General features: G+C 32.5%; 23 protein-coding genes. 7 read left to right on the forward strand and 16 right to left on the reverse strand.

The features are described from left to right. Nucleotides 1-123: 123 nt before the first annotated feature. The 7 genes from BOW55_RS03895 to BOW55_RS03925 form a co-directional block, all read right to left on the reverse strand. Nucleotides 124-870 (reverse strand): LytTR family DNA-binding domain-containing protein, encoded by a 747-nt coding sequence (locus tag BOW55_RS03895; protein WP_129023057.1) that lies wholly within the window; start codon nucleotides 868-870, stop codon nucleotides 124-126. 1 nt (nucleotide 871) lies between these two features. Further along, nucleotides 872-2,599 carry an ATP-binding protein gene (locus BOW55_RS03900; RefSeq protein WP_129023058.1) on the reverse strand — a complete coding sequence of 576 codons (1,728 nt, stop codon included), beginning with the start codon at nucleotides 2,597-2,599 and terminating at the stop codon, nucleotides 872-874. A gap of 74 nt (nucleotides 2,600-2,673) precedes the next feature. Next, nucleotides 2,674-3,066: a hypothetical protein gene (locus tag BOW55_RS03905; protein ID WP_129023059.1), complete on the reverse strand. Its 393-nt coding sequence runs from the start codon at nucleotides 3,064-3,066 to the stop codon at nucleotides 2,674-2,676. Nucleotides 3,067-3,322: 256 nt separating this feature from the next. Continuing rightward, nucleotides 3,323-5,458 (reverse strand): polyribonucleotide nucleotidyltransferase, encoded by a 2,136-nt coding sequence (locus BOW55_RS03910; RefSeq protein ID WP_129023060.1) that lies wholly within the window; start codon nucleotides 5,456-5,458, stop codon nucleotides 3,323-3,325. 177 nt (nucleotides 5,459-5,635) lie between these two features. Beyond that, on the reverse strand, nucleotides 5,636-5,902 hold the full coding sequence (gene rpsO, locus BOW55_RS03915; RefSeq protein ID WP_007804772.1) for a 30S ribosomal protein S15: 267 nt from the start codon (nucleotides 5,900-5,902) through the stop codon (nucleotides 5,636-5,638). A gap of 165 nt (nucleotides 5,903-6,067) precedes the next feature. Beyond that, nucleotides 6,068-7,048: an energy transducer TonB gene (locus BOW55_RS03920; protein ID WP_129023061.1), complete on the reverse strand. Its 981-nt coding sequence runs from the start codon at nucleotides 7,046-7,048 to the stop codon at nucleotides 6,068-6,070. A 38-nt stretch (nucleotides 7,049-7,086) separates the two neighbouring features. Then, nucleotides 7,087-7,542, reverse strand: coding sequence for a GAF domain-containing protein (locus tag BOW55_RS03925; RefSeq protein WP_129023062.1), 456 nt, complete (start codon nucleotides 7,540-7,542; stop codon nucleotides 7,087-7,089). A 71-nt stretch (nucleotides 7,543-7,613) separates the two neighbouring features. On the opposite strand from BOW55_RS03925, the gene xrtF reads away from it, so the two are divergent. The 6 genes from xrtF (at nucleotide 7,614) to BOW55_RS03955 (ending at nucleotide 12,324) form a co-directional block, all read left to right on the forward strand. Next, nucleotides 7,614-8,150 (forward strand): exosortase family protein XrtF, encoded by a 537-nt coding sequence (xrtF, locus tag BOW55_RS03930; RefSeq protein ID WP_129023063.1) that lies wholly within the window; start codon nucleotides 7,614-7,616, stop codon nucleotides 8,148-8,150. Continuing rightward, nucleotides 8,140-8,586: an exosortase F system-associated protein gene (locus BOW55_RS03935; protein ID WP_129023064.1), complete on the forward strand. Its 447-nt coding sequence runs from the start codon at nucleotides 8,140-8,142 to the stop codon at nucleotides 8,584-8,586. The genes xrtF and BOW55_RS03935 overlap by 11 nt, the downstream gene beginning before the upstream one ends. Nucleotides 8,587-8,633: 47 nt before the next feature. Further along, nucleotides 8,634-9,032 (forward strand): hypothetical protein, encoded by a 399-nt coding sequence (locus tag BOW55_RS03940; RefSeq protein ID WP_129023065.1) that lies wholly within the window; start codon nucleotides 8,634-8,636, stop codon nucleotides 9,030-9,032. 104 nt (nucleotides 9,033-9,136) lie between these two features. Next, nucleotides 9,137-11,143, forward strand: a complete 2,007-nt coding sequence (locus tag BOW55_RS03945) for a TonB-dependent siderophore receptor (RefSeq protein ID WP_129023066.1) — start codon at nucleotides 9,137-9,139, stop codon at nucleotides 11,141-11,143. A gap of 25 nt (nucleotides 11,144-11,168) precedes the next feature. Next, on the forward strand, nucleotides 11,169-11,510 hold the full coding sequence (locus BOW55_RS03950) for a heavy-metal-associated domain-containing protein (protein ID WP_129023067.1): 342 nt from the start codon (nucleotides 11,169-11,171) through the stop codon (nucleotides 11,508-11,510). Nucleotides 11,511-11,643: 133 nt separating this feature from the next. Continuing rightward, the gene (locus BOW55_RS03955; protein ID WP_129023068.1) at nucleotides 11,644-12,324 is read left to right on the forward strand and encodes a DedA family protein; all 681 of its coding nucleotides are present in this window, start codon (nucleotides 11,644-11,646) and stop codon (nucleotides 12,322-12,324) included. A gap of 421 nt (nucleotides 12,325-12,745) precedes the next feature. On the opposite strand, the gene rodA is transcribed toward BOW55_RS03955, so the two are convergent. From rodA to purH, 6 genes are all read right to left on the reverse strand, one after another. Then, nucleotides 12,746-13,981 (reverse strand): rod shape-determining protein RodA, encoded by a 1,236-nt coding sequence (gene rodA, locus BOW55_RS03960; protein ID WP_129023069.1) that lies wholly within the window; start codon nucleotides 13,979-13,981, stop codon nucleotides 12,746-12,748. A 15-nt stretch (nucleotides 13,982-13,996) separates the two neighbouring features. Then, a complete protein-coding gene (gene mrdA, locus BOW55_RS03965) occupies nucleotides 13,997-15,961 on the reverse strand; it encodes a penicillin-binding protein 2 (RefSeq protein ID WP_129023070.1) in 1,965 nt (654 codons plus the stop codon). Continuing rightward, nucleotides 15,958-16,464, reverse strand: a complete 507-nt coding sequence (locus tag BOW55_RS03970; protein WP_089052546.1) for a rod shape-determining protein MreD — start codon at nucleotides 16,462-16,464, stop codon at nucleotides 15,958-15,960. The genes mrdA and BOW55_RS03970 overlap by 4 nt, the downstream gene beginning before the upstream one ends. Beyond that, a complete protein-coding gene (gene mreC / locus BOW55_RS03975; RefSeq protein WP_089057432.1) occupies nucleotides 16,457-17,287 on the reverse strand; it encodes a rod shape-determining protein MreC in 831 nt (276 codons plus the stop codon). The genes BOW55_RS03970 and mreC overlap by 8 nt, the downstream gene beginning before the upstream one ends. Before the next feature lie 109 nt (nucleotides 17,288-17,396). Next, complete coding sequence (locus BOW55_RS03980) at nucleotides 17,397-18,425, reverse strand: rod shape-determining protein (RefSeq protein WP_008466528.1); 1,029 nt, start codon at nucleotides 18,423-18,425, stop codon at nucleotides 17,397-17,399. A 56-nt stretch (nucleotides 18,426-18,481) separates the two neighbouring features. Then, nucleotides 18,482-20,008 carry a bifunctional phosphoribosylaminoimidazolecarboxamide formyltransferase/IMP cyclohydrolase gene (purH, locus tag BOW55_RS03985; protein WP_129023071.1) on the reverse strand — a complete coding sequence of 509 codons (1,527 nt, stop codon included), beginning with the start codon at nucleotides 20,006-20,008 and terminating at the stop codon, nucleotides 18,482-18,484. Between the two features lie 166 nt (nucleotides 20,009-20,174). On the opposite strand from purH, the gene BOW55_RS03990 reads away from it, so the two are divergent. Further along, nucleotides 20,175-21,422, forward strand: coding sequence for an ABC transporter permease (locus tag BOW55_RS03990; RefSeq protein ID WP_129023072.1), 1,248 nt, complete (start codon nucleotides 20,175-20,177; stop codon nucleotides 21,420-21,422). A gap of 186 nt (nucleotides 21,423-21,608) precedes the next feature. Here the strand turns inward: BOW55_RS03990 and accD are convergent, their stop codons facing one another. The 3 genes from accD to BOW55_RS04005 form a co-directional block, all read right to left on the reverse strand. Next, nucleotides 21,609-22,463, reverse strand: coding sequence for an acetyl-CoA carboxylase, carboxyltransferase subunit beta (gene accD / locus BOW55_RS03995; RefSeq protein WP_089052550.1), 855 nt, complete (start codon nucleotides 22,461-22,463; stop codon nucleotides 21,609-21,611). Nucleotides 22,464-22,567: 104 nt separating this feature from the next. Next, nucleotides 22,568-23,635 (reverse strand): class II fructose-bisphosphate aldolase, encoded by a 1,068-nt coding sequence (fbaA, locus tag BOW55_RS04000; RefSeq protein ID WP_089052551.1) that lies wholly within the window; start codon nucleotides 23,633-23,635, stop codon nucleotides 22,568-22,570. A gap of 60 nt (nucleotides 23,636-23,695) precedes the next feature. Further along, a complete protein-coding gene (locus BOW55_RS04005) occupies nucleotides 23,696-26,269 on the reverse strand; it encodes a BamA/TamA family outer membrane protein (RefSeq protein WP_129023073.1) in 2,574 nt (857 codons plus the stop codon). Nucleotides 26,270-26,284: the final 15 nt, after the last annotated feature.

Genomic DNA, 26,284 nt, shown 5'->3' on the forward strand with positions numbered 1-26,284 from the left:
CCGTTTTTCTTGTCATGAAAAGTATAGTATTTGCTTTCGAAGGAATAATAGGCAGTAAAAACGAAAAAATCCCCTTGAAATAAAGAGGATTTTGGAGAGGTATATTTATTTTAAAGTTTTTAATTATGATAAAACGTTCATCTTTTTTATGAAATCTTTATAGGTGTCACTCAAGGTTATTTTGTGGTTTCCTTTTAAAATAATCAAATTATCGGCAAGAATGATTTCTTCTATTTTTTCTGAATTTACAATTGTGTTGCGATGCGTTTTTATGAATTTGTTTTTATCTAATAAATCACTGATTTTGGTAAGCGAAATCAGGATTACAAATTTCTCCTTTTCGGTTATAATATTACAATAACGTTCTTCAACTTCTATATAGAGAATATCAGTTAAAGCAACTTTTTTCAAAGTGTTCTTTTTCTTGATAAACAAAAAGTCGTTACTGATTACTGTGTCTTGTTCTTCGCTCAAAAAAACATTCGTTTGTTCGTAAAACTTTTCAACCGCCATTTCTATAGCATATAGAATTTCCAACTCATTAAAAGGTTTCATTAAAAAACTAAAAGGTTTTGTGAGTTTAGCTCTTTCAAAAATCTGTCGGTCTTGAGAGCTTGTTAAAAACACAAATGGCTTCGATGCATTTGGAATTATATTAATTGATTCTGCAAAAGTAATTCCGTCTGGTTTTCCGTCTAGAAAAACATCAATCACAATAATGTCAACTGTTTTTTCGTAAAAAAGCTGTAGAGCATCTGTAAAATTTCTTGCCACTCCCGCAATTGTATAATTATTTTCAAGCAGTACTTTTATTAAAGCATCACTTTGTTCCGGAGTGTCTTCTATAATTAAAACATTAATATTATCCATACTATTTTGCTTTAGGTAATCTCATTATCATTTTAGTTCCTTTGTTGATTTCGCTTTCAATAAAAAATGTACCGTCATTTTTTTTGATCATTTGTTTACATAATTGTAAACCTAATCCAGTTCCAATAATTTCGGAGTTCTCTTTTTTTGATAATAAGTCAGTATCTTGAAGTAATTCATCAATGCTGTTTTGACTCATTCCAATTCCAGTGTCCTCAATTATAATCTCGCAAAAATCGGAATCTATTTCTTTAGTATAAAATTTAATTTGACCATTTTGATTGCTAAACTTAATGGCATTGTCTAGTAAGTTTCTGAATACAATTTTTAATGAGTCAAGATCTACAAATAAGAAGATGCTTTTTGAAGCCAAATTTTCAAATGTTATTGCTTTGTCAAAAAGTAAAGGTTTGTAGTTATATTCGATTTGTTGTATTATTGAGTGCAAATGAACCGATTCTTTGTGAAAGTACAATTGTTTGGTTTGCAATAATGCCCAGTGTAATAAATTATCTAATAAACTGTAAGTACCGTTTGCGATGCTGCTGTTTTGGATAATTAATTGATTTAATTCGTCGTAATTTTTAGTCTCTAATGTCGCAGATAATTTAGAATTACTGGTTTTTAATGCATTTACAGATGAACGCAAGTCGTGACTGACGATTGAAAATAGTTGATCCTTTGCCGCGTTTAATTCATCAAGTTTGTTTTTTTGTAATAAAATGATTTTGCTGTTTTTTACTTTTTGGGCATAGAGATAAACTCCTCCGGTTATAATTAGCAGCAGACCAATTGCAGAGAAAAACAAACCATTACGCTGTGAGTTTTTTAGTTTGTTTTCTATCTCGAGTACTTTTATTTGTTTTTGTTTTTCAGCAACGGCGAATTTTTTTTCATAATTTGCCAGTGCCCATACTTTATTTTGATTATTGAGAGAATCTTTCCATTGTTCGGATTCTTTTCTGTACTCTAAAGCTTTTTTAAAATTGCCTCTATTTTCTTCTACCATCGCCATGTTGAATGCCGTGTATTCTTTTTGATCGAAATCTTTTGTTTTTTTCGAAAGAACATATGCTTTTTCAAAATATGGAATAGCTTTTTTGTCTTGATATTGAACGTAATATAAATTAGCAATATTCATGTACAGTCCAATTAAAGAAAGAAGATCATCCTCTTTTTCTTTTAACTTAAGACTTTTAAAAAAGTATTCTTCAGCTTCAGAAAATTGTTCGAGATGCAAATAACAAATTCCTAAATTAGAATAAATTGCACTGATTTTGTAATCTTCTTTTGGTAAAGCTGATTTTTGAACTTCTTTAAAGTAATATATTGCTTTTTTGTAATCTTTTAATTGCAGCGAAATCTGCCCGAGAGTTTTGTTGACTAATGGGTAAAATAAAAAGTCTTTAGAAATTAAATGAAGTTCAGTTTGTGCTTCTTTAAATAATGATAGTTTGCTGTATCCGCATCCTCTAAAAAAGCGACAATAATTTGTCAGTTCTTTATTACTGCCTAAACTAATTTGTTTTATGGAGTAAATTATGGTGGAGTCCCATTCTTTTTTAATAAAAAAATGTTGTGCTTTATTGAAATTAATTTCGCTTTTAAAATGAGCTGCTTTTTTTTTAAGGATATCATTTAAGGCATCATTTGTAGATTGCACTTGAGATGAAAGTGAGGAAAAGCTTAAAATAAATAAAAGGACAAGTACGAAATGAGATTTTGACATTACTTTATTTATTTAAAAAAAGACATCCTTTGATAAGATCTAAAGATGTCCTTTGTTTGGTTTTTTTGTATTAATTAGTCATCCACTTTTGTTTTGGTACCTCTAGAAGTTTCAGGGTCAAGATCTTTTAAGTAGGAAACAACTTCGGTAATATTTTTAACAGTATCTGAAGTATAATCTAATTCAACGTACCAAACATCGCAGCTTTCTGGTGTTTCTTCAGAAAAGTCATAATCAAAATAGATTTGCAATGTATCTTCCAATTCGGTTGGTTCCTCTACAGTTGGGTTGTTAGGGTCTAGAGAATTAATGTATAATGTAGCTCTAATTTTTAATGTTGGTACTCCGTTGGGCTCGTACAATTTTACCGAAACTAATGGTTTTACAGGATAGGTAACAGTGTCGGGGTGTAAGAAAATAAAATCATTGGTATTAATTCTAGTGTTTTGTAGAACTTGATAGGCCATAATTATGGTTTTAGGATTAATTATTTGTTATTGGTAGTTAAAGATATTTTTTTTATTTCAATATAGTGAGAAAAAAGAGGTGTTTTTTTTAGTTTGTTTTTGCTTTTTGGTCATTAAAATATTGAAATGCTTGGCTTTTTTATTGAAAAGACAATAATGAAGTTTGAGGGGGTTTGAGATAAAAAACGAAAAACCCCAATTCAACTAAATGAATCGGGGTTTTCTATGAATAAACCTTTAGTAAACTAAGATCTGATTACTCTTTTTTCTCCTCACGTGGAGGTCTTGGAACAAGCGCTTTTTTAGACACTTTTTCTTTTTTAGTTTTAGGGTCAACTCCTAAGTATTTTACTTGGAAAACATCTCCCATTTTAACTACATCAGCAACGTTTTCGGTACGTTCCCAAGCTAGTTCAGATACGTGAAGCAATACTTCATTTCCTGGTGCAGCAGTATATTCTACAACAGCTCCAAAATCAAGCATTTTGATTACTTTAACTTCGTAAGCTTCTCCCATTTGAGGTTTGAAAGTGATAGATTGGATTTTTGCCAATACCGCTTCAATTCCAGCAGGATCTGTACCTAAAATTTCGATAACACCTTGCTCATCAACTTCGTTGATTACAATAGTTGTTCCAGTAGCTTTTTGTAATTCTTGAATTACTTTTCCACCAGGTCCAATTAAAGCTCCAATAAAGTTTCCAGGAATAGTTCTGGTAATGATTTTTGGTGCGTGAGCTTTTACGTCAGCTCTTGGTGCAGCAATAGTTTCAGTTAATTTTCCTAAGATATGTAAACGTCCATCACGAGCTTGAGCTAAAGCTTGCTCCATAATGTCATAACGTAAACCATCAATTTTGATGTCCATTTGACAAGCTGTAATACCGTCAGCAGTTCCAGTTACTTTAAAGTCCATATCTCCTAAGTGATCTTCATCTCCTAAAATATCAGACAATACAGCAAATTTCTCACCGTCAGTAATTAATCCCATAGCAATACCAGAAACTGGTTTTACCATTTGAACTCCAGCATCCATCAAAGCCATTGTTCCGGCACAAACCGTTGCCATAGAAGAAGAACCGTTAGATTCTAAAACCTCAGAAACAACACGAATTGTATAAGGACAATCAGCAGGAATCATATTTTTTAATGCTCTTTGAGCTAAGTTACCGTGACCAACTTCTCTTCGTGAAGTTCCTCTTAGTGGTTTTGCTTCACCAGTTGAGAAAGGAGGGAAGTTATAGTGTAAGTAGAATTTCTCTTCACCTTGTTCAGATGGAGAATCGATTTGGTTTGCTTCTCTAGAAGTTCCTAAAGTTACTGTAGCCAAAGCTTGAGTTTCTCCACGTGTAAATAAAGAGGATCCGTGAACTCTTGGTAAATAATCAGTTTCACACCAGATTGGTCTGATATCTGTAGTTTTTCTACCATCTAAACGAACACCTAATTCTAAAACTACATTACGAACAGCTTCTTTGTTTGTTTTGTAGAAATATTTAGAAACTAAATCACCATCAGCAGCTAATTCTTCTTCAGTAAATAAAGCTTTTACTTCTTCTTTTACTTCAGCAAATGCAGCACCTCTTTCGTGTTTAGCTGAACCAACTTTTGCAATTGCATAGATTTTATCGTATGCTGCAGCTTTTACTTTTTTGTAAATTTCTTCGTTTTCTTTCTCACCTTCGTAAGTACGAATTTCTTTTTTACCAAAAGCTTCTTGTAAACGGTATTGAGCTTGAATTTGAACTTTAATAGCTTCGTGAGCAAATTTAATAGCTTCGATCATTTCAGCTTCTGAAATTTCTTTCATCTCACCTTCAACCATTGCTACAGAATCCATAGAAGCTCCGATCATCATGTCGATGTCTGATTTTTCTAATTCTTCTCTGCTTGGGTTGATAACTAATTTTCCGTCAATACGTGCAACACGTACTTCAGAAATTAAGTTATAAAATGGAATATCTGAAACTGCTAATGCTGCAGAAGCAGCTAAACCAGCTAATGCATCTGGCATAACAGTTTCGTCATGAGACATTAATTGAATCATAACTTGAGTTTCAGCATGGTAATCGTCTGGGAAAAGTGGACGCAAAACACGGTCAACTAATCTCATTGTCAATACTTCGCTGTCGCTTGGACGTGCTTCTCTTTTAAAGAAACCTCCTGGGAAACGACCTGCTGCTGCAAATTTTTCGCGGTAATCTACCGTTAATGGTAAAAAATCAACGCCAGGGTTTGATGTGCGAGCTGAAACTGCTGTTGCAAGAATCATCGTGTCGCCCATTCTTACTACTACCGAACCGTCAGCTTGTTTTGCTAAACGACCCGTCTCGATTGTGATGCTTCTGCCATCACCTAAATCGATCTTTTCTACAAATAATTGTGGAATCATAATTTTTCCTTATTGGTTATACAATGGGTTTTAGTTGTGTTGTAGTTGTTGTTGTGTGTAGTTGTTGTTTCTAAAACCCAATGAAAAACCAAACTTTTTTTCTTATAAATGCTTGTAATTAAATACAATTCTGTAAAAAACAAAAAGAGGCACTCTCGCACCTCTTTTCTATATTGATTATTTTCTGATATTCAATACTTTGATAATCTCACGATATCTGTTGATCTCTTTCTTTTTCAAGTAGTCCAACAAAGCTCTTCTTTTACCTACTAATAGTACAAGAGAACGCTCAGTGTTGTAATCGTGACGATTTTTTTTCAAGTGTTCAGTTAAGTGTGAAATTCTGTAAGTGAACAATGCAATTTGACCTTCTGCGCTTCCAGTGTTTGTTGCGCCACCGTGTTGTGCGAAAATCTCTTCTTTCTTTTCTTTAGTTAAATACATTCCAATATTATTTAATGATTTTTATGTATGTCAATACAACTTTTGTAAGACGGGTGCAAAATTAGATTAAAAAAAGAAAAAAATCAAGCAAAAACAAAAGAATCTATAAAAGATTTCTCTTTCGAAGTTTTTGAGTAGTTAATCTTGATAATTACTTATTATTGTTTAATAATACTTAATCATATTTGTTCTTCCTGTTGATTGTATAGTTATTGGTAATGAGTATAAAACATCTGCAGGGATCCCTCTCATTTTTCCAGGAATCCATTTGCCATAACTAATGATTGTTTTAATAGCTTCTTCTCCGGTGCCGTAACCAACATCTCTTAATATTCTTAATTTGGTTGGATTTCCATCTTCATTTATTACAAAAGTAATGTATACTTTTCCTTTAAGTCCTTCTACTTTGGGTGTTTGATAATGTTTTCCAATAAACTTATAAAAGTGATCCATTCCTTTCGCTGGAATAGGTTTTTCAAGTACTGTTTTATATGTGAATTTGTTACTATTTTCATCGGTACTTGTTCCTGAAATAAAAATTCCTTCATTATAGAATTCTATAAAACTATATTTTCTTTTAAGATTTTTTCCTTCCCAGAGACCATGTTTTTCTCCATTTTTTATTTCTCCTTTTTCATAGAAATAATTATCTGTTTGTTCAATCTGACCATTTCCATTTATAACGGTCTGTTCTTTTTGTGGATTCCAGAAGTTGTTAGTTTTAACTTCGGTAATTTCGTCTTTTCCTTTTTTTACGTTAAAGTATTCCAATTCTGATTTTATCTCCCCATTTTCATACCAATTGAACTCGCGTCCTGTTTTTTTATTATCCGAATAATTAACAGTTGACTGTTTTTTGCCATTTTCGTAATAAGAAATGTATTGTCCATTTCTTTTTATGATATCTTTATTTAATGTGGTGCCTATAGATTTTATAGCTGTTGATTTGTAGTATTCTTTGAAAATATAGCTTTCTTTGCTTGAGAAATAATCTTCAACAAGTCTAGTATATTTATAATTGTCTGGTGTGCCTTCCGCCCAAGTTGAGTCCAGATAAATTAATTTACTAACAGGAGCAGAGGTTTGAGAGAATAGTTTAATTGAAATTAAAAGGAAAAACAATAATAGACGTAAAGCTGATTTCATAGTTTGGTTATGATAATAGGTACGCTAAAGTAATATTTTTAATACAATTTAGCTACTTCTTGATTTACAAATTCTAAAAATCTTTCGTCAGCCTCGGTAAATGGATCGATTACGTGACTGTCAATGTCGATTTGTCCAATATTAATTCCATTTACAAACAACGGAACAACAATTTCTGATTTTACTGTAAAACTACACGCAATATAATTATCCTGTGCTTTTACATCAGGTACAACAAAATTGGCATTACTTTCAGCAACTTGTCCGCAGATTCCTTTTCCAAAAGGAATTACAGTGTGGTCAGTTTCAGCTCCTACATATGGACCTAAATGCAGTGTTTTGTTTTCGTGATTTGCAAAATAAAAACCTACCCAGTTGTAGTATTCTATATTTTCATTTAATAATTGGCAGATTGCTAGTAGTTTTTCATCTCTAACAAGTTTGTTGTCAGATACTATAGCGCTTATTTTTGGTTGTAATTCTTGAAAAGTCATAATTTGAAAATTTTATACAAAAGTATTTAAAGCTGAACTCAAAAAAGATATAAATTTGAAAAAAAAATCTGTTGAAAAAATATTTAATTCAGTTCAAGCCTTTTCTAGTTTTTTTGAGCACTTTTTTTTCGGTTTATATTCTATTGACATTATTGTACAAAGTGTATTTGAATGAGTTTAAAACTTATGAAGTTGACGGAATTACCAGTTTTGTCGGCCGAAATGTTGAACAATTATTACGAGGGTTTAGCTATAATGCTAAAGTTTTGAAAAATTCTTCAGGTTCTTGGTTGGAAGTTTTTTTAAATAATGAAGATGTAGTTCGTATTATTGAAGGTTGTAATGCCGTAAGTATTATGATTCTTTTTATTTCCTTTATAATTGCATTTTCAGGAAAATTTAAGGCTACAGTGCTTTATACTTTGTTTGGAGTTGTATTAATTTACATTTTGAATGTTTTGCGAATTGCAGTATTGACTGTTTTGTTGTTTTATTTTTCTCAGTACGCTCATTTTTTACACGGAGTTCTCTTTCCGTTGATTATCTATAGTTCTGTTTTTATCTTATGGTTTGTTTGGGTCAACAAGTTTTCTAAGTATGCTAAATAGATTTAAAGAACATCAATCTAAAATATTGGCTGCTGTTGTTATAGTGATATGTTTTGTGCTGATAAGAGCTTTTGAAACATCGTTGTTTTATGATCCTTTTTTGCAGTATTTTGAGTCTGATTTTAGCAGCGCTCCATTGCCTGATGTTGATGCTTTTAAACTTTTTTACAATCTTTTGTTTCGTTTTGCTTTAAATACAGTTTTATCTCTAGTGCTTATTTATATACTGTTTAAGGATCTAGAAATTCTAAAATTTACAACCTATTTGTATTTGTTTTTTTTCTTGATGCTTTTCTCGATGTTCTTTATAACTATCGAGTATTTTCAAGACTGCAGTTGGGTTTTATTTTATGTGCGAAGATTTATTATTCAGCCATTGTTAGTATTATTATTTATTCCTGCATTTTACTATCAGCTTCAAGATTTGAAAAAATAACATTTTATTAAGTTTTTAATCTGAGACTTTTTGGATACTTTTGCAGTATGAATTTAAAAAAGTGCACAGTGTTATTTTTAGCGTTCTTGTTGTTGGTTTCCAACGCAGGCTTTGCTTTTGATGTGCATTATTGTGGAGGAGAAGTAGCTTCAGTATCTTTAAATACTGCAGCTTCTGCAGCGCCGCAAAAGAAATGTTGTGAAACGAAAGAAGAAAAATCATCTTGCTGTAAAGATAAAGTTGTTCATTTTGAGAAAAAATCTGACAACGCAACTTTCAAAGTTTTCTTTTTTCAACTTATAGCTCCAGCTATAATTCAAGAGTATGACCCAGTCGTATTTTTGTCTATTCCAAATTTCAAAAGCAATCAGATTACTTCTTATTATTCTGATGCGAATGCACCCCCTTTATTTAAATTATACAATCAATATATTTTTTATTCCTGATTTTAATATTTAGAATCAAGCCTTTGCGGCTTGTTATGTGCTGTTTTGTTGTTTCGTATTGAAACTAAAACAGAAATTTCTAAATAATATTAAAATCTTTTTTTATGCAAAAAAATATCACGCTTTTTGTGATGTTGTTGCTTTCTGTTTCTGCTTTTTCGCAGGAAAATCTTGAGGAAGTAAAAATTACAAAAAAGCAAAAAGGACTTAAAAAGTCTTATACCCTTACCGCAAATACATCATTAATAACTAGTAAAGAACTTTTAAAAGCGGCTTGTTGTAATCTGGCAGAAAGTTTTGAAACTAACCCCTCAATTGATGTTAATTTCTCGGATGCTTTAACTGGAACTAAACAGATAAAAATGCTGGGCTTAACAAGTCCTTATTTGCTGATTACTGAGGAAAATGTTCCATCAGTTCGTGGTGCTTCTCAAGCTTACGGATTGTCTTTTACTCCAGGAACATGGATAGAAAGTGTTCAAATTACAAAAGGAGCAGGAAGCGTTGTAAATGGTTTTGAAAGTATTTCGGGACAAATAAATACCGAGCTTTTAAAACCGTTAAATGACGATCCTTTCTTTTTAAACTTTTACGGATCTACAGATGCGCGTTTTGAATTAAATACTCATTTTAATAAAAAAATATCTGATAAATGGGCAACAAGTTTGTTTGTTCATGGAAATGCCCGTGTAGCTAAAAATGATATGAATAACGATGGGTTTTTAGATAATCCGTTGGGAAAACAAATCAATGTTTTAAACCGTTATCAATATTTTAATCCAGAGAGCGGCTTCGTTAGTTTTATCAATTTTAGATACATGAATGATAAAAAACAAACTGGCGAATTGGATTTTGATAAGGATACAGATCGTGGTACAAAAAATCACTGGGGATCGGAAATCAACACAGAGCGTTTTGATGTTTCTACAAAGGTTGGATATGTTTTTAAAGATATGCCTTATCAAAGTATTGGTTTTCAAAATGCCTTCAATACTCATAATCAAAACTCTTACTTTGGTTTAAATCAGTATAATATTAAGCAGAATAGTTTTTATTCTAATTTAATTTTCAATTCGATTATCAGCAATACAATGCATAAGTTTGCAACGGGTTTAAATTTTACATACGATCAATATCAGGAGTTTGTAAATGTAAATGATTACAGTCGTATCGATAATTCTGTTGGAGCCTTCTTTGAATATACTTATGATAATACAGACAATTTTAGCTTGGTTTTAGGAGGAAGGGTCGATAATCATAACCGACTTGGTTTTTTCGTAACGCCAAGATTACATATGAGATATAATCCTTGGAAAAATGGAGTAGTTCGTTTTTCTGCTGGTAGAGGAAAACGTTCAGCTAATATTTTTGCGGAGAATCAGCAGCTTTTTGCAAGTTCAAGAACATTCTCGATTTTAGATAACGGAGGAAAAATCTACGGTTTAAATCCTGAAATTGCGTGGAATTATGGTGTTAGTTTCTCGCAAAAATTCCGTCTTTTCAATAAAAATGCAGAAGCTGGATTTGATATCTATCGTACCGACTTTAAGAATCAGGCAGTTGTTGACTTAATGCAGAGCCCGCAAGAAGTTTTGTTTTATGATTTAAAAGGAAGTTCATTTGCGAACAGCCTTCAGGTTGAGTTTAATTATGAGTTGATTCATAATTTGAATTTAAGAACGGCATATAAATATTATGACATTCAAACAGATTATTTGAGAGGAACATTTCAGCGTCCGCTTCAAGCCAAACATCGTTTCTTAGGGAATCTTGAATACGAAACTAATTTAAATAATAATAAGCAATGGAAATTCGATTACACTTTCAATTGGTCGGGTAAACAGCAATTACCTTATACAGCGTCAAATCCAACCGCAGATCAATTTCCTAATTACTCGCCTTCTTATGCAGTGATGAACGTTCAGGTAACAAGAGTTTTTTCTCCTGTATTTGAAGTGTATGTAGGTGGAGAAAACATTGGTAATTACAAACAGGAAAAAGCTATTCTTGGAGCCAATGATCCTTTTGGACCAAATTTTGATGCTTCTATTGCATATGCGCCAATTTTTGGGCAAATGTATTACGCAGGATTACGTTTTAGAATAAAATAAATTTTAATATAAAAATAAATAAAAAATGAGAAATATCGTATTAATCGCAATAATGGTTTTTTTAGGTTTTTCAGCTCAAGCGCAATCTAAAAAGAATAAAAATTTAAAATATAAAACGGAGGTAAACGGCAGTTGTGAACTTTGTAAAAAACGAATTGAAAAAGCGGCTTATAATGTTCCAGGTGTAAAAATGGCTACATGGGATATTGGCTCGCACGAGCTTGCAGTAATTTTAAATGAAGAGAAATCATCAACAGCAGACTTAAATGCAGCTATCGCAAAGGTTGGGCATGACACCAAAGAGGTAAAAGCGACTGATGCTGATTATGAGGCTTTGCATTCTTGTTGCAAGTATGTAAGAGAATAGTAGAATCTTTTAAGAGCCCAAGTAAATCTTGGGCTTTTAATAGTTAATTTATCTTTAAAATATGGCATTTAATTGTGGTTAAAACAATTTATTGTTAATTTCACGAACTTATAAGTATAACCAAATTCTTTTTATGAATAATTTTGATTGGACGCAGTTAATAAACCCTGAATTTTATATAACGTTAAATATTGGAGGTTTTGAAATTGGGTTATTTATTGTTCTGTTTATAGTTTATGCTGAAACAGGACTTTTTGCAGGCTTTTTTCTGCCAGGAGATAGTTTACTTTTTTTAGCAGGTATTTACAGCCGTGATTTAATTCAAAATGTGGCATATATTCCAGGCGATTTTTTAAATGTATTTTTGCTTGCATTGGGAGTTGCTGTAATGGGAGTTTTGGGTAATATGACAGGCTATTGGTTTGGTGCTAAAAGCGGTTACTATTTATTTAAAAAAGAAGATTCATTTTGGTTTAAAAAGAAATACTTGCTGCAGTCAAAAGATTTCTTTGAAAAATATGGTGGTAAAGCAATTATTTATGCTCGTTTCCTGCCAATTTTTAGAACTTTCGCGCCAATTGTAGCCGGGATAGTTTCTATGGATAAAAAGAAATTTATGTTTTACAATATTTTAAGTTCTTTCTTATGGTCGTTTATCTTGATTTTTGCAGGACATTATTTATACGGTGTCTTCTTGAAACAAGGAATTGATTTAAAACACCATATTGAATACATTATCATTATTATTGTTATCATTTCTACTTTCCCTGTTTTGGTTAAACTTTTAAAGAAAAGACCAGCTGAGAAAATCTAAAGAAAAATATATAATACAAAAAAGTCCGAAGCTTAAACTTCGGACTTTTTTTATATCTGCTATTTAGGTGTTAAAGTTTTTGTGAGTAGGCTCCAGCTTTAGCTGGAGTTTTTATAAAATCAATTATGAATGGCTTTAGCTAAAAACGTCAGATTTGGCTAAAGCCCTTATTGTTGCACGTATTAAGTATCTCCAGCTAAAGCTTGAGCCTATTCAATAAATTTAATATTAAAGAAAACTTAGCTTAATGACTTAATGGCATTGGGGTAAAGTCGATGGTAATGATAATAAGCTAAAGGAATAAAAAAAACTACAACTCAGTTTCAAAAAACCTGAGTTGTAGTTCTATATTAAATGTTTATCGTTGATGCAGAATACATTTCTGCAATTGGAATTTAGCTTTTGTAGTTTTAACCTACAACTACCATTCATTTACTTTATTAGCATCCATCTTTAAGAAAATGAACAACAAGATCGTGAATCCCCATAAACCAGAACCTCCATAAGAGAAGAAGGGTAATGGAACTCCAATGGTTGGAAATATACCAATAACCATGGCAATGTTTACAAAGAAATGGGTGAATAAAATTCCCGCAACACAATAGCCATAAACACGGCTGAATTTGGTTTTTTGCCTTTCAGCTAAATAAATTACTCTCAAAAATAAACCCACAAAAAGTAAAATAACGACCAAAGAACCTGCAAATCCCCATTCTTCACCTACAGTTGTAAAAATGTAATCGGTATGCTGCTCAGGAACGAATCCTCCTTTAGTTTGTGTGCCTTCTAAAAAGCCTTTTCCAATCCATCCTCCAGATCCAATTGCAATTTCAGATTGGTTGGTGTTATAACCAATACCTTTCATGTCTACAGTTTTTCCTAAAAGAATGTTGAAACGATCTCTATGGTGTTGTTTAAAAACGTTATCGAATACATAATCAACAGAAAGAACAAAACCTGAAATTATGACTAATAAAATTGCACTTAGAATAATGTTTCGGTCTACCGCTCGTCCTTTAAAATGGATAATGATAAGAACTCCTAAAGCTATCAAAATAACAGCGTAGGGTTCTAAAACGAGAGTTAATACAAATAAAAGAATAGTGATAAAACCTGTCCACACGTACCAAGAAGGCAATCCTTCTCTAAACAAAACAAGGATAAAGACGCTGTATATTAAAGCACTTCCTGGATCGGGTTGAGGCAGGATCAGCATTACAGGTAAAAAAACTATTGCTAGTGCCTGCAGTTGTCTATTGGTTTCTTTAAGGTTAATTTGTGTGTCGCTCAAATATTTAGCTAATGCTAATGACGTAGCTGCCTTTGCAAACTCAGATGGCTGTAAAGTAAAGCTTCCGATGGCATACCAGCATCTTTGTCCTGCAATCGTTTTTCCAAACAGAAATAAGCCTGCCAATGACAATAAGGATACACCAAATATTATACTGGCGTATTTTTCGTAAAATTTTCCATCAACAAAAAGCACAACAAAAATTAAAGGAATAGTACATCCAATAAAGATTAATTGCTTCTGGTATGTCCCGTCAGTTGATAATAGTGATGACGAATAAATATTCAGCCACCCTAATATTACCAATGCAATATAGATAAAGACACTTATCCAGTCGATGTTATTTTTTACACTTTGATTTTTCATTTGAAATAATCTTTCTTAGTTCTTTTTAGTAGTGTCTATTGTTGTTTTTTTAGTCTCTGTTTTTGGAGCGGTCGTTTTCGGAGCAATAATTTTAGCTTTTAAAAGAGAATCTTTTGGTGTAGATTCTATCGCACTCGCTTCGCTCATTCCTCCAAGTTTAGCATATTCGCTCGCCAAACTTTTATTTAAAACACGAATCTCTAAATCAGTTCTCGTTATTTTTTTTCTTAAATATTTTTCTATCATTAAACTCGCAATTGGACCTGCTACGGTAGCTCCAAAACCTCCATTTTCAATCATAATCGCAATCGCAATTTTGGGATTGTCTTTTGGTGCAAATGCCACAAAAATAGAGTGGTCTTTAAGCTGTGTTCTCTTGCCGTTAATTTTAGCAAAGTTTTCTGCTGTACCCGTTTTTCCGCAAATATCAATTCCTTCAACTCTTAAAGCATGTGCTGTACCTTTATTGTATACGTCAAACAAACCGCTTATAACTGGCGGAAAGTACTTTTGGTCAATTGAAGTAGTGTGTTTGGTTGTAAATTTTGAATCAATTTTTTCACCCTCAATTTTTTTAATGATATGAGGCGTGTAATAGTATCCTTGATTTGCAACAGTTGCCATCATATTAGCAAGCTGAATAGGTGTCATTAAAACCTCTCCCTGACCAATTGCATTCGATACAATTGTTGTGCTTCTCCAGCCTCCGTTAGGATAAATTCTTTTATAAGTTTTAGAGTTTGGGATATTACCTCTTTTTCCAGTTGGTAAATCATATCCCATAAATTGACCTAAACCAAAACTTCTCATATGATCACTCCAAACATCTACTGCTTTGCCTGGATTTGCATATTTGTTAATCGTTAACATATATGCTTGGGCAAAATAAGTGTTGCAAGAGTTGTAGATACCGTTATGTAATTGATGAGGTCCAAATCCGTGACATTTCATAAAGCGGCCGCGTCCATAACTAAATCCATGATGACACATAAAGGTTGTTTGCTCGTTGACAACACCTTCTTGCAGAGCCACTAAACCTGTTAAGATTTTAAAAGGAGAACCAGGAGGATACTCGGCTAAAAGTCCTCTGTCGTACAACGGTTTTGCAATCGAATCATGATACAAAAGAGTATAGTTTTTAGAACGTTGTCTTCCAACTAAAATTCCTGGGTCATACGATGGAGCGGTTACTAATGCTAAAATTTCACCAGATTTTGGTTCGATAGCAACAATTCCACCTCTTTTATTAATCATTAGCTCTTCGCCATACTTTTGAAGTTCAGCGTCGATTGTTAAATTGATGTCTTCACCAGCAACGGCAATCGTGTCGTATTTGCCTTCTTTATAAGAGCCAATTTCACGATTGTATTTATCTTTCTGAATGTATTTTACGCCTTTTATACCACGTAAAATTTCTTCATAACTTTCTTCAACTCCTTGTTTTCCAATTAAATCACCACTGTTGTAATAGGGGTTCTTTGCAATTTGTCGCTCGTTTACCTGCGTTATGAAACCAAAAATATTAGCGCCATAATCTACTTCGTAATCACGAAGTGAACGTTTCTGAAAATAAAAGCCTTCAAATTTTCTGATTTTTTCCTGAAAAGCAGCAAATTCATTTTTATTTAATTGAGATAAAAATACAGACGGTAATCGTGGACTGTAAACTTTTGCTTTAGCAACTCTTTTTTCGTAATCTTCGGGAGTAATATTTAGTAATGCGCAAAACTCTGGAATATTAAGATTCTCTTTAATATCTCTAGGAATTACCATGATATCGTAAGAAGCCTGATTGGCAACCAGTAATTTGCCATTTCGGTCATAGATGTATCCTCTTTCTGGATAATCGTAGACTTTTTTAATGGCATTATTTTCTGATTTCAATTTAAACGAATCATCAATGATCTGCAGATAAAATATCCGCATTACTAGCAAAGATGCTGCAATAATAATTAAAGAGGGCAGCAGAACTTTTCTCATCGTTTATTGGGCTTAATAAGATAAATTATTATAATTGAAGTGATTATTGTAAAAATGGTGCTGAACAAGGTTCGCAGTAAAATGTCTAGTATAAATTTAAATTGAAAAGCTTCTAATGTAAATAGTATAATATGATGCAATAAAACAGATACTAGAATAAATGAAAACCTTTCGGGTGTTAAAGATTCATTTAGTTTAATGGTTTGATATTCATAACTTAAACCAAATGAAAATTTAAAGATGTAAGGCCTGTAATAGGCTAGAATTACACAAGCTGTTGCGTGAATTCCGCCAGAATTACAAAACATATCCATTATCAATCCTAATAAAAAGCTAGAGATAATTAATCCCGCTCTATTACTGTTTACAGGATATAAGATAATATACAAGATATATGGGAAGGGACTTATGTACCCTAAAAAATTCATATTATTGAAAATAACAACCTGAATTGCTAGTAACATAATAAAACGAAGAATATTGACTAATAAAGCGCTATTCATCTTTTTCCTTGTTTTTGTTTTCTAAATTAATAAGTTCTTCTCTGTCCTTACTTTTGATAATATAAACGTGTCCTAGATTTGTCATATCGTTAAATAGTTTAACGTTTATAACATAGTAACTTGTATTCTTTTTAATGTAAATTTTATCTACAGTTCCAATGTTTATGCCTTCAGGGAAAATCACTGACTGTCCGCCTGTAACAATGGTATCGCCTTTTCTAATAGAAGCTAATCTTGGAACATCTTCAAGTTGAACAAAACCAGTACTTTTTCCGTCCCAAGTTAAAGAACCAAAGTGATTTGATTTTTTAATTTTAGCATTAATCTGAGATTTCATGTTCAAAATACTCACAACAGTCGAATATCTTGGAGATGTATTATCTACAACTCCAATAATTCCTAAACTGTTAATTACTCCCATATCTTGTTTAACTCCATCGTTTGCTCCAGAGTTTAAGGTGATATAGTTTTCGTGAGTATTATAAGAGTTGTGAATTACTTTTGACACAATAATATCTGCAGGTTTTACTCCTTTTATACTATCGGCCAAAGGTATTTTGGTAGTATCCTCTTTGTTGAATAAAAGACTTTTTAATCTTGCATTTTCAAGTACAAGTTCATCATTTTCAGATCTTAAATTCAAATATTCGTTGATGTGATTAATTCTTTCGTAAACGCCTCCGCTTAAAAAATTTGCGGAACTGATTACTCTGCTTCTGTGATAGGAGTGTGACTGAATTGTGAGCGTCAACGAAATACCTAAAAGCAGCAAAAACAGCAATCGATTACTGTTTCTTAAAATGAAATTAAAAATTTGCTGCATTTCTTGTTTGGTTATTTTGTTTCAGGATATGCTTTTGGTTTCAAATTTTATTAGAGTCAAATAGTGAAATTTGACTCTAATAAAAGTAAATTGATTACTATTTTGAATCTTATTTGATTAAGATACTTTTAAATTTTGCAATGTTTTTAAGTGCCATTCCAGTTCCACGAACAACAGCTCTTAAAGGATCTTCGGCAATATAAACAGGTAAATCTGTTTTTTGAGAAATACGTTTGTCAAGACCTCTTAACATAGATCCTCCACCAGCTAAATAAATACCTGTATTGTAAATATCAGCAGCTAATTCAGGAGGTGTTTGAGATAATGTTTCCATTACAGCATCTTCAATTCGTTGAATCGATTTGTCTAGTGCTTTTGCGATTTCGCGGTAAGAAACATCTACTTGTTTTGGTTTTCCCGTAAGTAAATCTCTACCTTGAACAGACATATCTTCTGGCGGCCCGTCTAAATCTTCGATAGCCGCTCCAATTTGAATTTTTATTTTTTCAGCAGTACTTTCACCTACAAAAAGGTTGTGTTGTGTACGCATATAATAAACGATATCATTTGTGAAAACGTCACCTGCAATTTTTACAGATTTATCGCAAACAATTCCGCCTAAAGCGATAACAGCAATTTCTGTTGTACCACCTCCAATATCAACAATCATGTTTCCTTTTGGCTGCATAATATCAATGCCAATACCAATTGCAGCAGCCATAGGCTCATGAATTAAGTAAACTTCTTTTCCGTTTACTCTTTCACAAGATTCTTTTACCGCTCTCATTTCAACCTCAGTAATACCAGAAGGAATACAAACCACCATTCGTAAAGCTGGAGTAAACATTCTTTTTTTCAATGCAGGAATGCTTTTAATGAACATATTGATCATTTTTTCCGAAGCATCAAAATCAGCAATTACACCATCTTTTAAAGGCCTTATGGTCTTGATGTTTTCATGCGTTTTACCTTGCATCATGTTGGCTTCTTTACCAACAGCAATGATTTTGCCTGATACTCTATCACGTGCAACTATAGATGGACTATCAATAACGACTTTATCATTATGTATGATTAAAGTGTTTGCGGTACCAAGGTCTATCGCAATATCCTCGGTCATGAAATCAAAAAATCCCATAAGTTTTTTAGGGGTTTAAAATGTTATAAATTATTTATCGAACAAAGTTAAACAAATTAATGTTTAAAATGACGAGTTCCTGTAAATACCATTGCAACATTATTTTCATTGCAATAATTTATACTTAATTCGTCTTTTATTGAGCCTCCTGGCTGAATTACAGCAGTTATTCCTGCTTTTTTGGCTAATTCTACACAATCCGGAAATGGAAAAAATGCATCACTTGCCATCGAAGCGCCGGTTAAATCAAATCCAAATGCTTTTGCTTTGTCAACAGCCTGCATTAAAGCATCAACTCTTGAAGTTTGACCTGTACCAGATGAAATTAAAGTTCCGTTTTTTGCAAAGACAATTGTATTTGATTTTGTGTTCTTGCAAATTTTTGATGCAAAAATCAAATCTTCTATCTCTTGAGCAGTAGGTTCTGTAATTGTAACGGTTTTTAAATGCTCTTTATTATCTGTAATATTATTTCTGTCCTGAATTAACAAACCATTAAGACATGTTCTTACTTGTCTTGAAGGTAATTCAACTTCATTTTGGACTAAAATAATTCTGTTTTTCTTTTCTTGTAAAACTGTAATTGCATCATCATCATAAGCTGGAGCAATAACTACCTCACAGAATAATTTGTTGATTTCTTGTGCAGTTTCCAAATCAATCTTAGTGTTTGAAATCAAAACTCCTCCAAATGCAGAAGTTGGGTCGCAAGCTAAAGCTGCTAAATAAGCTTCGCTGATTGTTTTTCTTGAAGCTAAACCACAAGCATTATTATGTTTTAGAATCGCAAATGTTGGTCCGTCAGTTTTGAATTCAGCAATTAAATTTACTGCAGCATCAACATCAAGCAAGTTGTTGTATGATAATTCTTTTCCGTGAACTTTATTGAACATCGCATCAAAATCACCAAAGAAAAAGCCTTTTTGATGTGGGTTTTCACCATATCTTAAAACTTGACCATTATCAATGCTTTCTTTGTAGATCGTTTCGTCTGTATTGAAATAATTAAAAATAGCTCCATCGTAATGAGAAGATACGTGGAAAGCTTTTGTAGCTAACAATCTTCTGTTTTCAATAGTTGTAGAACCATTTTGTTCTGTAATCATATCTAAAAGCAAACTGTATTCATTAACAGAAGCAACAATGACTGTATCTTTGAAGTTTTTTGCACCAGCGCGAATCAATGAAATTCCGCCAATGTCAATTTTCTCGATAATATCTTGCTCGCTTGCACCAGAAGCAACAGTTTTTTCAAAAGGATACAAATCAACAATTACTAAATCAATCTGAGGAATATCAAATTCCTTCATTTGTTGAACATCACTTTCGTTATCTTGACGGTTCAAGATTCCTCCAAAAATTTTTGGGTGTAAAGTTTTAACTCGCCCTCCAAGAATTTCAGGGAAAGAAGTAATATCTTCAACAGGAACTACCGGAATACCAAGATTTTTAATGAAATCTTCAGTTCCTCCAGTTGAGTAAAGTGTAACATTTTGTTCGTGTAATTTTCTAACGATTGGTTCTAATCCATCTTTAGAAAAAACAGAAATTAATGCCGATTGTATTTTTTTAGTTGTGCTCATTGTGTAGTTATGATTTTTGAGACTGCAAAAGTAGTTTTTTTATATATTATTTTAAAGAAAATTAATGTAACATTATGCTAAAAAAATCTACTGATGAGTAAGTTAACTTTTATTAGGTTTTTGTTTTTAAATTATTGAATTTTACTTTGTTGAAAAATACTACTATATGCTTCTTTATCTAAGATTATTAAAAGAAAGTTTAAGCTTTGCTATAAGCGCTTTGCGAAATAATAAACTGCGAACTTTATTGTCGCTTTTAGGTGTTACTATTGGTATTTTTTCAATTATCGCTGTTTTAGCTGCTGTTGATTCTTTGGATAGAAAAATTTCAAAAGATTTGAGCAGTTTAGATAAAAATACGATTTATTTAATGAAATACTGTTTTGGACCTTCTGAAATTCCACAATGGAAGAGAGAGCAGTTCCCAAATGTGAAGTATGATGAATATATTGCTTTAAAAAACTCACTTAATAATACAGATCAGGTTGCTTATCAGCTTTTTGTAAATCATGAAAGTTTGAAATACGATTCAAAAACCGTCAGCGATGTGAATATTGTGCCGTCGTCAAGCGAAATGGTCGATATTGACGGATTGAGTTTTGATAAAGGAAGGTTTTATAATGAATCTGAATCGAACTCAGGAACTGCAGTAATAGTTTTAGGATATGATATTGCCGAAGGGCTTTTTGGAAGCAGTGATCCTATTGGTAAAAATATACGACTTTATGGTCAGCGTTTTACTGTAATTGGTGTAATCGAAAAACAAGGTGCTGGTTTTTTTGGAGACAGCAACGATACTTCGGTTTATCTGCCAGCTAATTTTTTGCGTAGAATGTATGGTGACAGCGATGCAATGACACCTGTAATTGTATTGAAACCAGAAAAAGGTGTCGATATGGATGCTTATAAAGCTGAAGTTGCACAAAAACTTCGAGCAACTAGAGGAATGAAAGCAGGAGAGATTGATAATTTTTTTGTAAATGTTCTTTCTGGTTTTACAGATTTTATCGATGGAATTCTAGGTCAGATGAATGTTGTAGGCTGGATTATCAGCGGATTTTCTCTTTTAGTCGGTGGTTTTGGAATTGCGAATATTATGTTTGTTTCAGTAAAAGAAAGAACGAATTTAATTGGGATTCAAAAATCATTAGGAGCAAAAAACAGATTTATATTATTTCAGTTTTTGTTTGAAGCAATAATTCTTTCAGTAATTGGCGGAATTATTGGTTTATTGATGGTTTGGGGAATTGCGCTTATTTTGACAAAAGTTCTAGATTTTGAATTTGTTTTGAGCTTTGGGAACATTATGTTAGGAACAACTTTAGCAGCGCTTATTGGTTTGATTTCGGGAATTTTGCCAGCAATATCTGCTGCAAATTTAGATCCAGTTGAAGCAATTCGTACGGGGATGTAGGTTTTTTCTAAGGTTCAAAGGTTCAGAGAAGCAAAGGAGTAGAGGTTTTTTCTGCTTTAAAACTTTGTGCTATTCTTAAAAGCATAATAGATTTTTTAAATTCTTTATGGTATATTTTGACTGCGTGATATAAAAAAATCCCAAGAAGCAATTTCTTGGGATTTTCTATTTTAAGTAGTTTTAAAACTATCTAATAGTATTATTTTGAATCAAATCGATATATAAGTTGATCTTATCTTTCAATTCTTTTCTAGGCGTGATAAAGTCTAAGAAACCGTGTTCTAATAAGAACTCAGCAGTTTGGAAACCTTCTGGTAAATCTTTTCCTGTAGTGTCACGTACAACACGCGGTCCAGCAAAACCAATCAAAGCACCTGGCTCAGAGATATTGATGTCTCCTAACATAGCGTAAGATGCTGTTGTCCCTCCTGTTGTTGGGTCTGTACAAAGTGAGATATAAGGTAACTTAGCTTCTGCTAATTGAGCTAGTTTTACAGATGTTTTTGCTAATTGCATTAAAGAATAAGCAGCTTCCATCATACGAGCCCCGCCAGATTTAGAAATCATTACAAAAGGCAGTTTGTTTTTGATTGCGTGATCAATACCTCTTGCGATTTTTTCACCTACAACAGCTCCCATAGATCCACCAATAAAAGCGAAATCCATACAGCAAATTACAAGTTCTTTTCCTTTAGATTTCCCTACTCCCGTACGTACAGCGTCTTTAAGATGAGTTTTTTCCATTACATCTTTTAATCTTTCCGCATATTTTTTTGTATCAACAAAATGCAAAGGATCTTTTGATGTCATGTTTTTGTCTAACTCAACAAACTCGTTGTTGTCGAATAAAATTTCAAAATAGATTGCGCTTCCAATTCGAACATGAAAATCATCTTCAGGACTTACGAATAAGTTTCTTGCTAATTCGTCAGCATCAATAATTTTTCCAGTAGGAGATTTGTACCACAATCCTTTCGGAACGTCCATTTTGTCTTCTGTCGCGGTCGTAATTCCTTTTTCTTGTCTTTTAAACCAAGCCATTTCTTTAGTATTCAGTGTTCAGTAATAAAAATTTCAGTGTTCAGTGGTATTCAGTTTTAAGTACTCAGATATTGAATACTTAAAACTGTAAACTGAATACTTTTTTATAACGTGTTTACGTTATTCAAGTCAGCAAAAGCTTGTTCAAGTCTTGCGTTGAATGTTACTTCGCTCTCACGAACCCATTTTCTTGGGTCATAATATTTTTTGTTAGGAACATCAGCACCTTCTGGGTTACCAATTTGAGTTTTTAAATACTCAATATTGTTTACCATATAATCACGGATTCCTTCAGTATAAGCAAACTGTAAATCAGTATCGATGTTCATTTTGATAACTCCGTATCCAATAGCTTCTCTAATTTCTTCAAGTGTAGAACCTGAACCTCCGTGGAAAACGAAATCTACTGGATTGTGACCAGTTTTGAATTTGTCTTGAACGAAATCTTGAGAATTTTTTAAGATTTTTGGAGTTAATTTTACGTTTCCTGGTTTGTATACACCGTGAACGTTTCCAAAAGCAGCAGCAATTGTAAATTTAGGACTTACTTTAGATAATTCTTCGTAAGCGTAAGCTACCTCTTCTGGTTGAGTATATAATTTTGAGCTGTCTACGTCTGAGTTGTCAACGCCATCTTCTTCTCCACCTGTAATACCAAGTTCGATTTCTAATGTCATTCCCATTTTGCTCATTCTAGCTAAATATTCTTTGCAGATTTCGATGTTCTCTTCGATTGGCTCCTCAGACAAATCGATCATGTGAGAACTAAATAATGGTTTTCCTGTTTCTGCAAAATGTTTTTCAGAAGCATCTAATAAACCATCAATCCAAGGCAAAAGTTTTTTTGCACAGTGGTCAGTATGTAAAATTACAGTTGCTCCGTAAGCTTCTGCTAAAGTGTGAATGTGTTTTGCTCCTGCAATTCCTCCTGCAATAGCTGCTTTTTCACCTGCATTTGATAATCCTTTTCCAGCGTTGAATTGTGCTCCTCCGTTAGAAAATTGAATGATAACCGGTGCATTTAATTTAGCTGCAGTTTCTAGAACTCCATTAATTGTACTAGATCCTGTAACGTTTACAGCAGGTAAAGCAAATCCTTTTTCTTTCGCATAATTAAAAATCTCCTGTACTTGATCTCCTGTAGCTACTCCGGGTTTAATATTGTGTGCCATTGTAATTTTTTTTATAGTTGTTTTTAGTTTTTAGGTTGCAAAAATAAGAATTAATTAGCATTAGAACGGATAATTTATTCCAAAATTTAAAACCGAGTGCCCAAAATTGTACTCTTTAAACCAACGGTCACCCTTCTCATGCGCCGGATTATAGGTCTTAAAGCCTAAATCTAATCGAATAACAAAAAAGCTTAAATCGTATCGTAAACCAAATCCTGAACCTAAAGCGATTTCAGCTAAATCGTTTACGCCAGAAAATTTTGCCTTCTCATCGATGACATTATCGAGCACATTCCAGATATTTCCGGCATCTGCAAAGATGGCTCCTTTGACATCTCCAAATACTTTAAATCTATATTCTGCACTAAAAGCAATTTTCATATTTGCCTCGTTGAAATCATTTACAGCATTCGTGCTTCCAGGTCCAAGAGAGTAAGGCTGCCAAGCACGATTGTCATTTGATCCTCCTGCGTAATAACTTCGAGAGAAAGGAATATAATTTGAATTTCCAAAAGGAACTGCTATTCCAAAAAAGCTTCGTACCGCTAATACTTTCTCTTTTCCAAAATCCCAGTGTTTAATATAGTCAAACTCAGTTTTTATATACTCTGAGTATTCTAAGTTGAAAATTTCGTAATTGCCATTTGCATTTTTTGGCAGATTTCCTAAACTCGAAATTGCTGATAATAAAGTTCCTGCAGATTCTATTTTAGTTTTAAATTGATAAAAAGTATTGTCTGCTAAATCCTTTTTAGTTGTTTTAGTAAAAGTATAGCTGGTTGCTAAAATGAAGTCGTTTTCAGTTAAACGAACCCTTCTTTCTTCTATACTTTGTACATCTTTATATTGTGGGTCGCCTGGTAGTAAAGCTGTCTGATTGGTTAATACATCGTTTGTAAAACCTGTGGTTCCGTTTGGAATAGTTAGATCTCTTCTGATTTGTTGTTCTGGTGTATCTCCCCAGTTGATAGGCTTTTGATTGTAAACTTTACCAATTCCGTTCAATTCATCATAAGAAGAAGTATAAACATTAAAATAATTATTAGGATTTAGGTTCCTAACGAATTGAGCGTTAAGTAAATCAAATTTAACCGAATTATGTCTTTTTGGTGACCAGTTATAAGATATTCCTCCTGTAAAGTTTTCTTTGTCTAAACCTATATTTCGTTGTTTAGAGAAACCTCCAGAAATACTGGTAGATGGAATCATTCTTTTTGGGATAATCTTTTCCGTACCAAAAGGCATCAGAATTCTTGGGAAGTTAAGTTTTAAATCAACCCCATATTCAGAAACGTTAAAAAAGTTATCGTTAGGATTTGCCATGTCTTTAGAAGATCCGATGTTTAAACGGGTTGAGATTTCTAAAGTTTCAGCTCTGTTGAATACATTTCGTATAGTTTCAGATATACTGGCTCCAATACCAAAATCTTGAATATTTGAGTGTGTTACGTCTAAAGTTGTACCAAAACTATATTTTTTTCTAGGAGTTAAATAAACTTTTGCAATTAAAGACTGTGCAGTCGAGTCGCGTTTATCTACCTCATATTGTATTGATGGGTAATTAAATATTTTAAGATTATTTAAATATCGTGATGAAAGGGTTGTTCTAGTATCAGAAAAAGTGCTTCCTTTATTTATAAAAACGGCATCAGTAATGGCACGAGGCTTATATTTTAGTTTTTTATAACTGTATAAATTGAAGTTGTTATAAGTAGTACTGTCACTGATTTTACTTTTAGCATTTGCAGCGGAGTAATCAGTAAAAATATTTACATCGCTGATCGTATATAGTTTAAAAGGTTCTGTTCTGCTGGAATCTTTTTCCTGTATATTATTGTTGCTAATAATAAGAGTCACATTGGCTTTGTTTTTTTTGCCAATTGTATCAATGTCAAAGGTGATGTAAGTAGGCTGAAAAAAATAGGCACCATGATTTCTAAAATAGGTTGTGATACGATTTTTTTCTTCCTCGAAATCGGAAGTTTTATACTGATTTCCAGATTTTAAAATCGAAGCCTCGGGATTGTTTTTGTATAATGAATCAAGGGCAGGAGTCATTATTTTAGTTCGAATAGTGTCTATAGTAAAACCAGGACCGGTAGTTATTTTATAATTTATCTGCGCCTTTTTTCGAGCAATACTGTCAATAGAATAATCTGTTGAAACATTAAAATAACCATTGTTAAAATAGTAATATTTTAAGCGTAACAATGACTTTTTAGCTTTTGATGTGTCAATTATTACTGGTGCTTCACCAGTATTTTTTAAAAATTCATTAAGTCCTTTGTTTAAAAAAGATTGTCCAAGACGATCAACTTGCTTTGCAGATAATACTTTAGACCAACGATCATATCTGTGCGGGTGTTTTATAAATTGAGCCTTATAAGTTGAGTCTGGATTTAAGTTTGCTAAGTTGTATAAATTCAGACGAAGTTTGTATCCTAACAGTTTACCATTAGGTTTTTGATACATTTGATTTAAAGCCGTTTCATCATTTGTAGATTTCCCGTTTACAAGAATATTGTTTTTTACAAGAAGGTTTTTTCCGTCAGGAACTCTTTTTACAGCATTACAAGCGCAAATAAGTATTGCTATTAGAATAAATGCTGTTATTTTTGTAGAATTCTTTTTCAAGTGTTTTTAAAAATT

Source organism: Flavobacterium sp. YO12 (genome assembly GCF_004119495.1).
Classification (GTDB): Bacteria; Bacteroidota; Bacteroidia; order Flavobacteriales; family Flavobacteriaceae; genus Flavobacterium.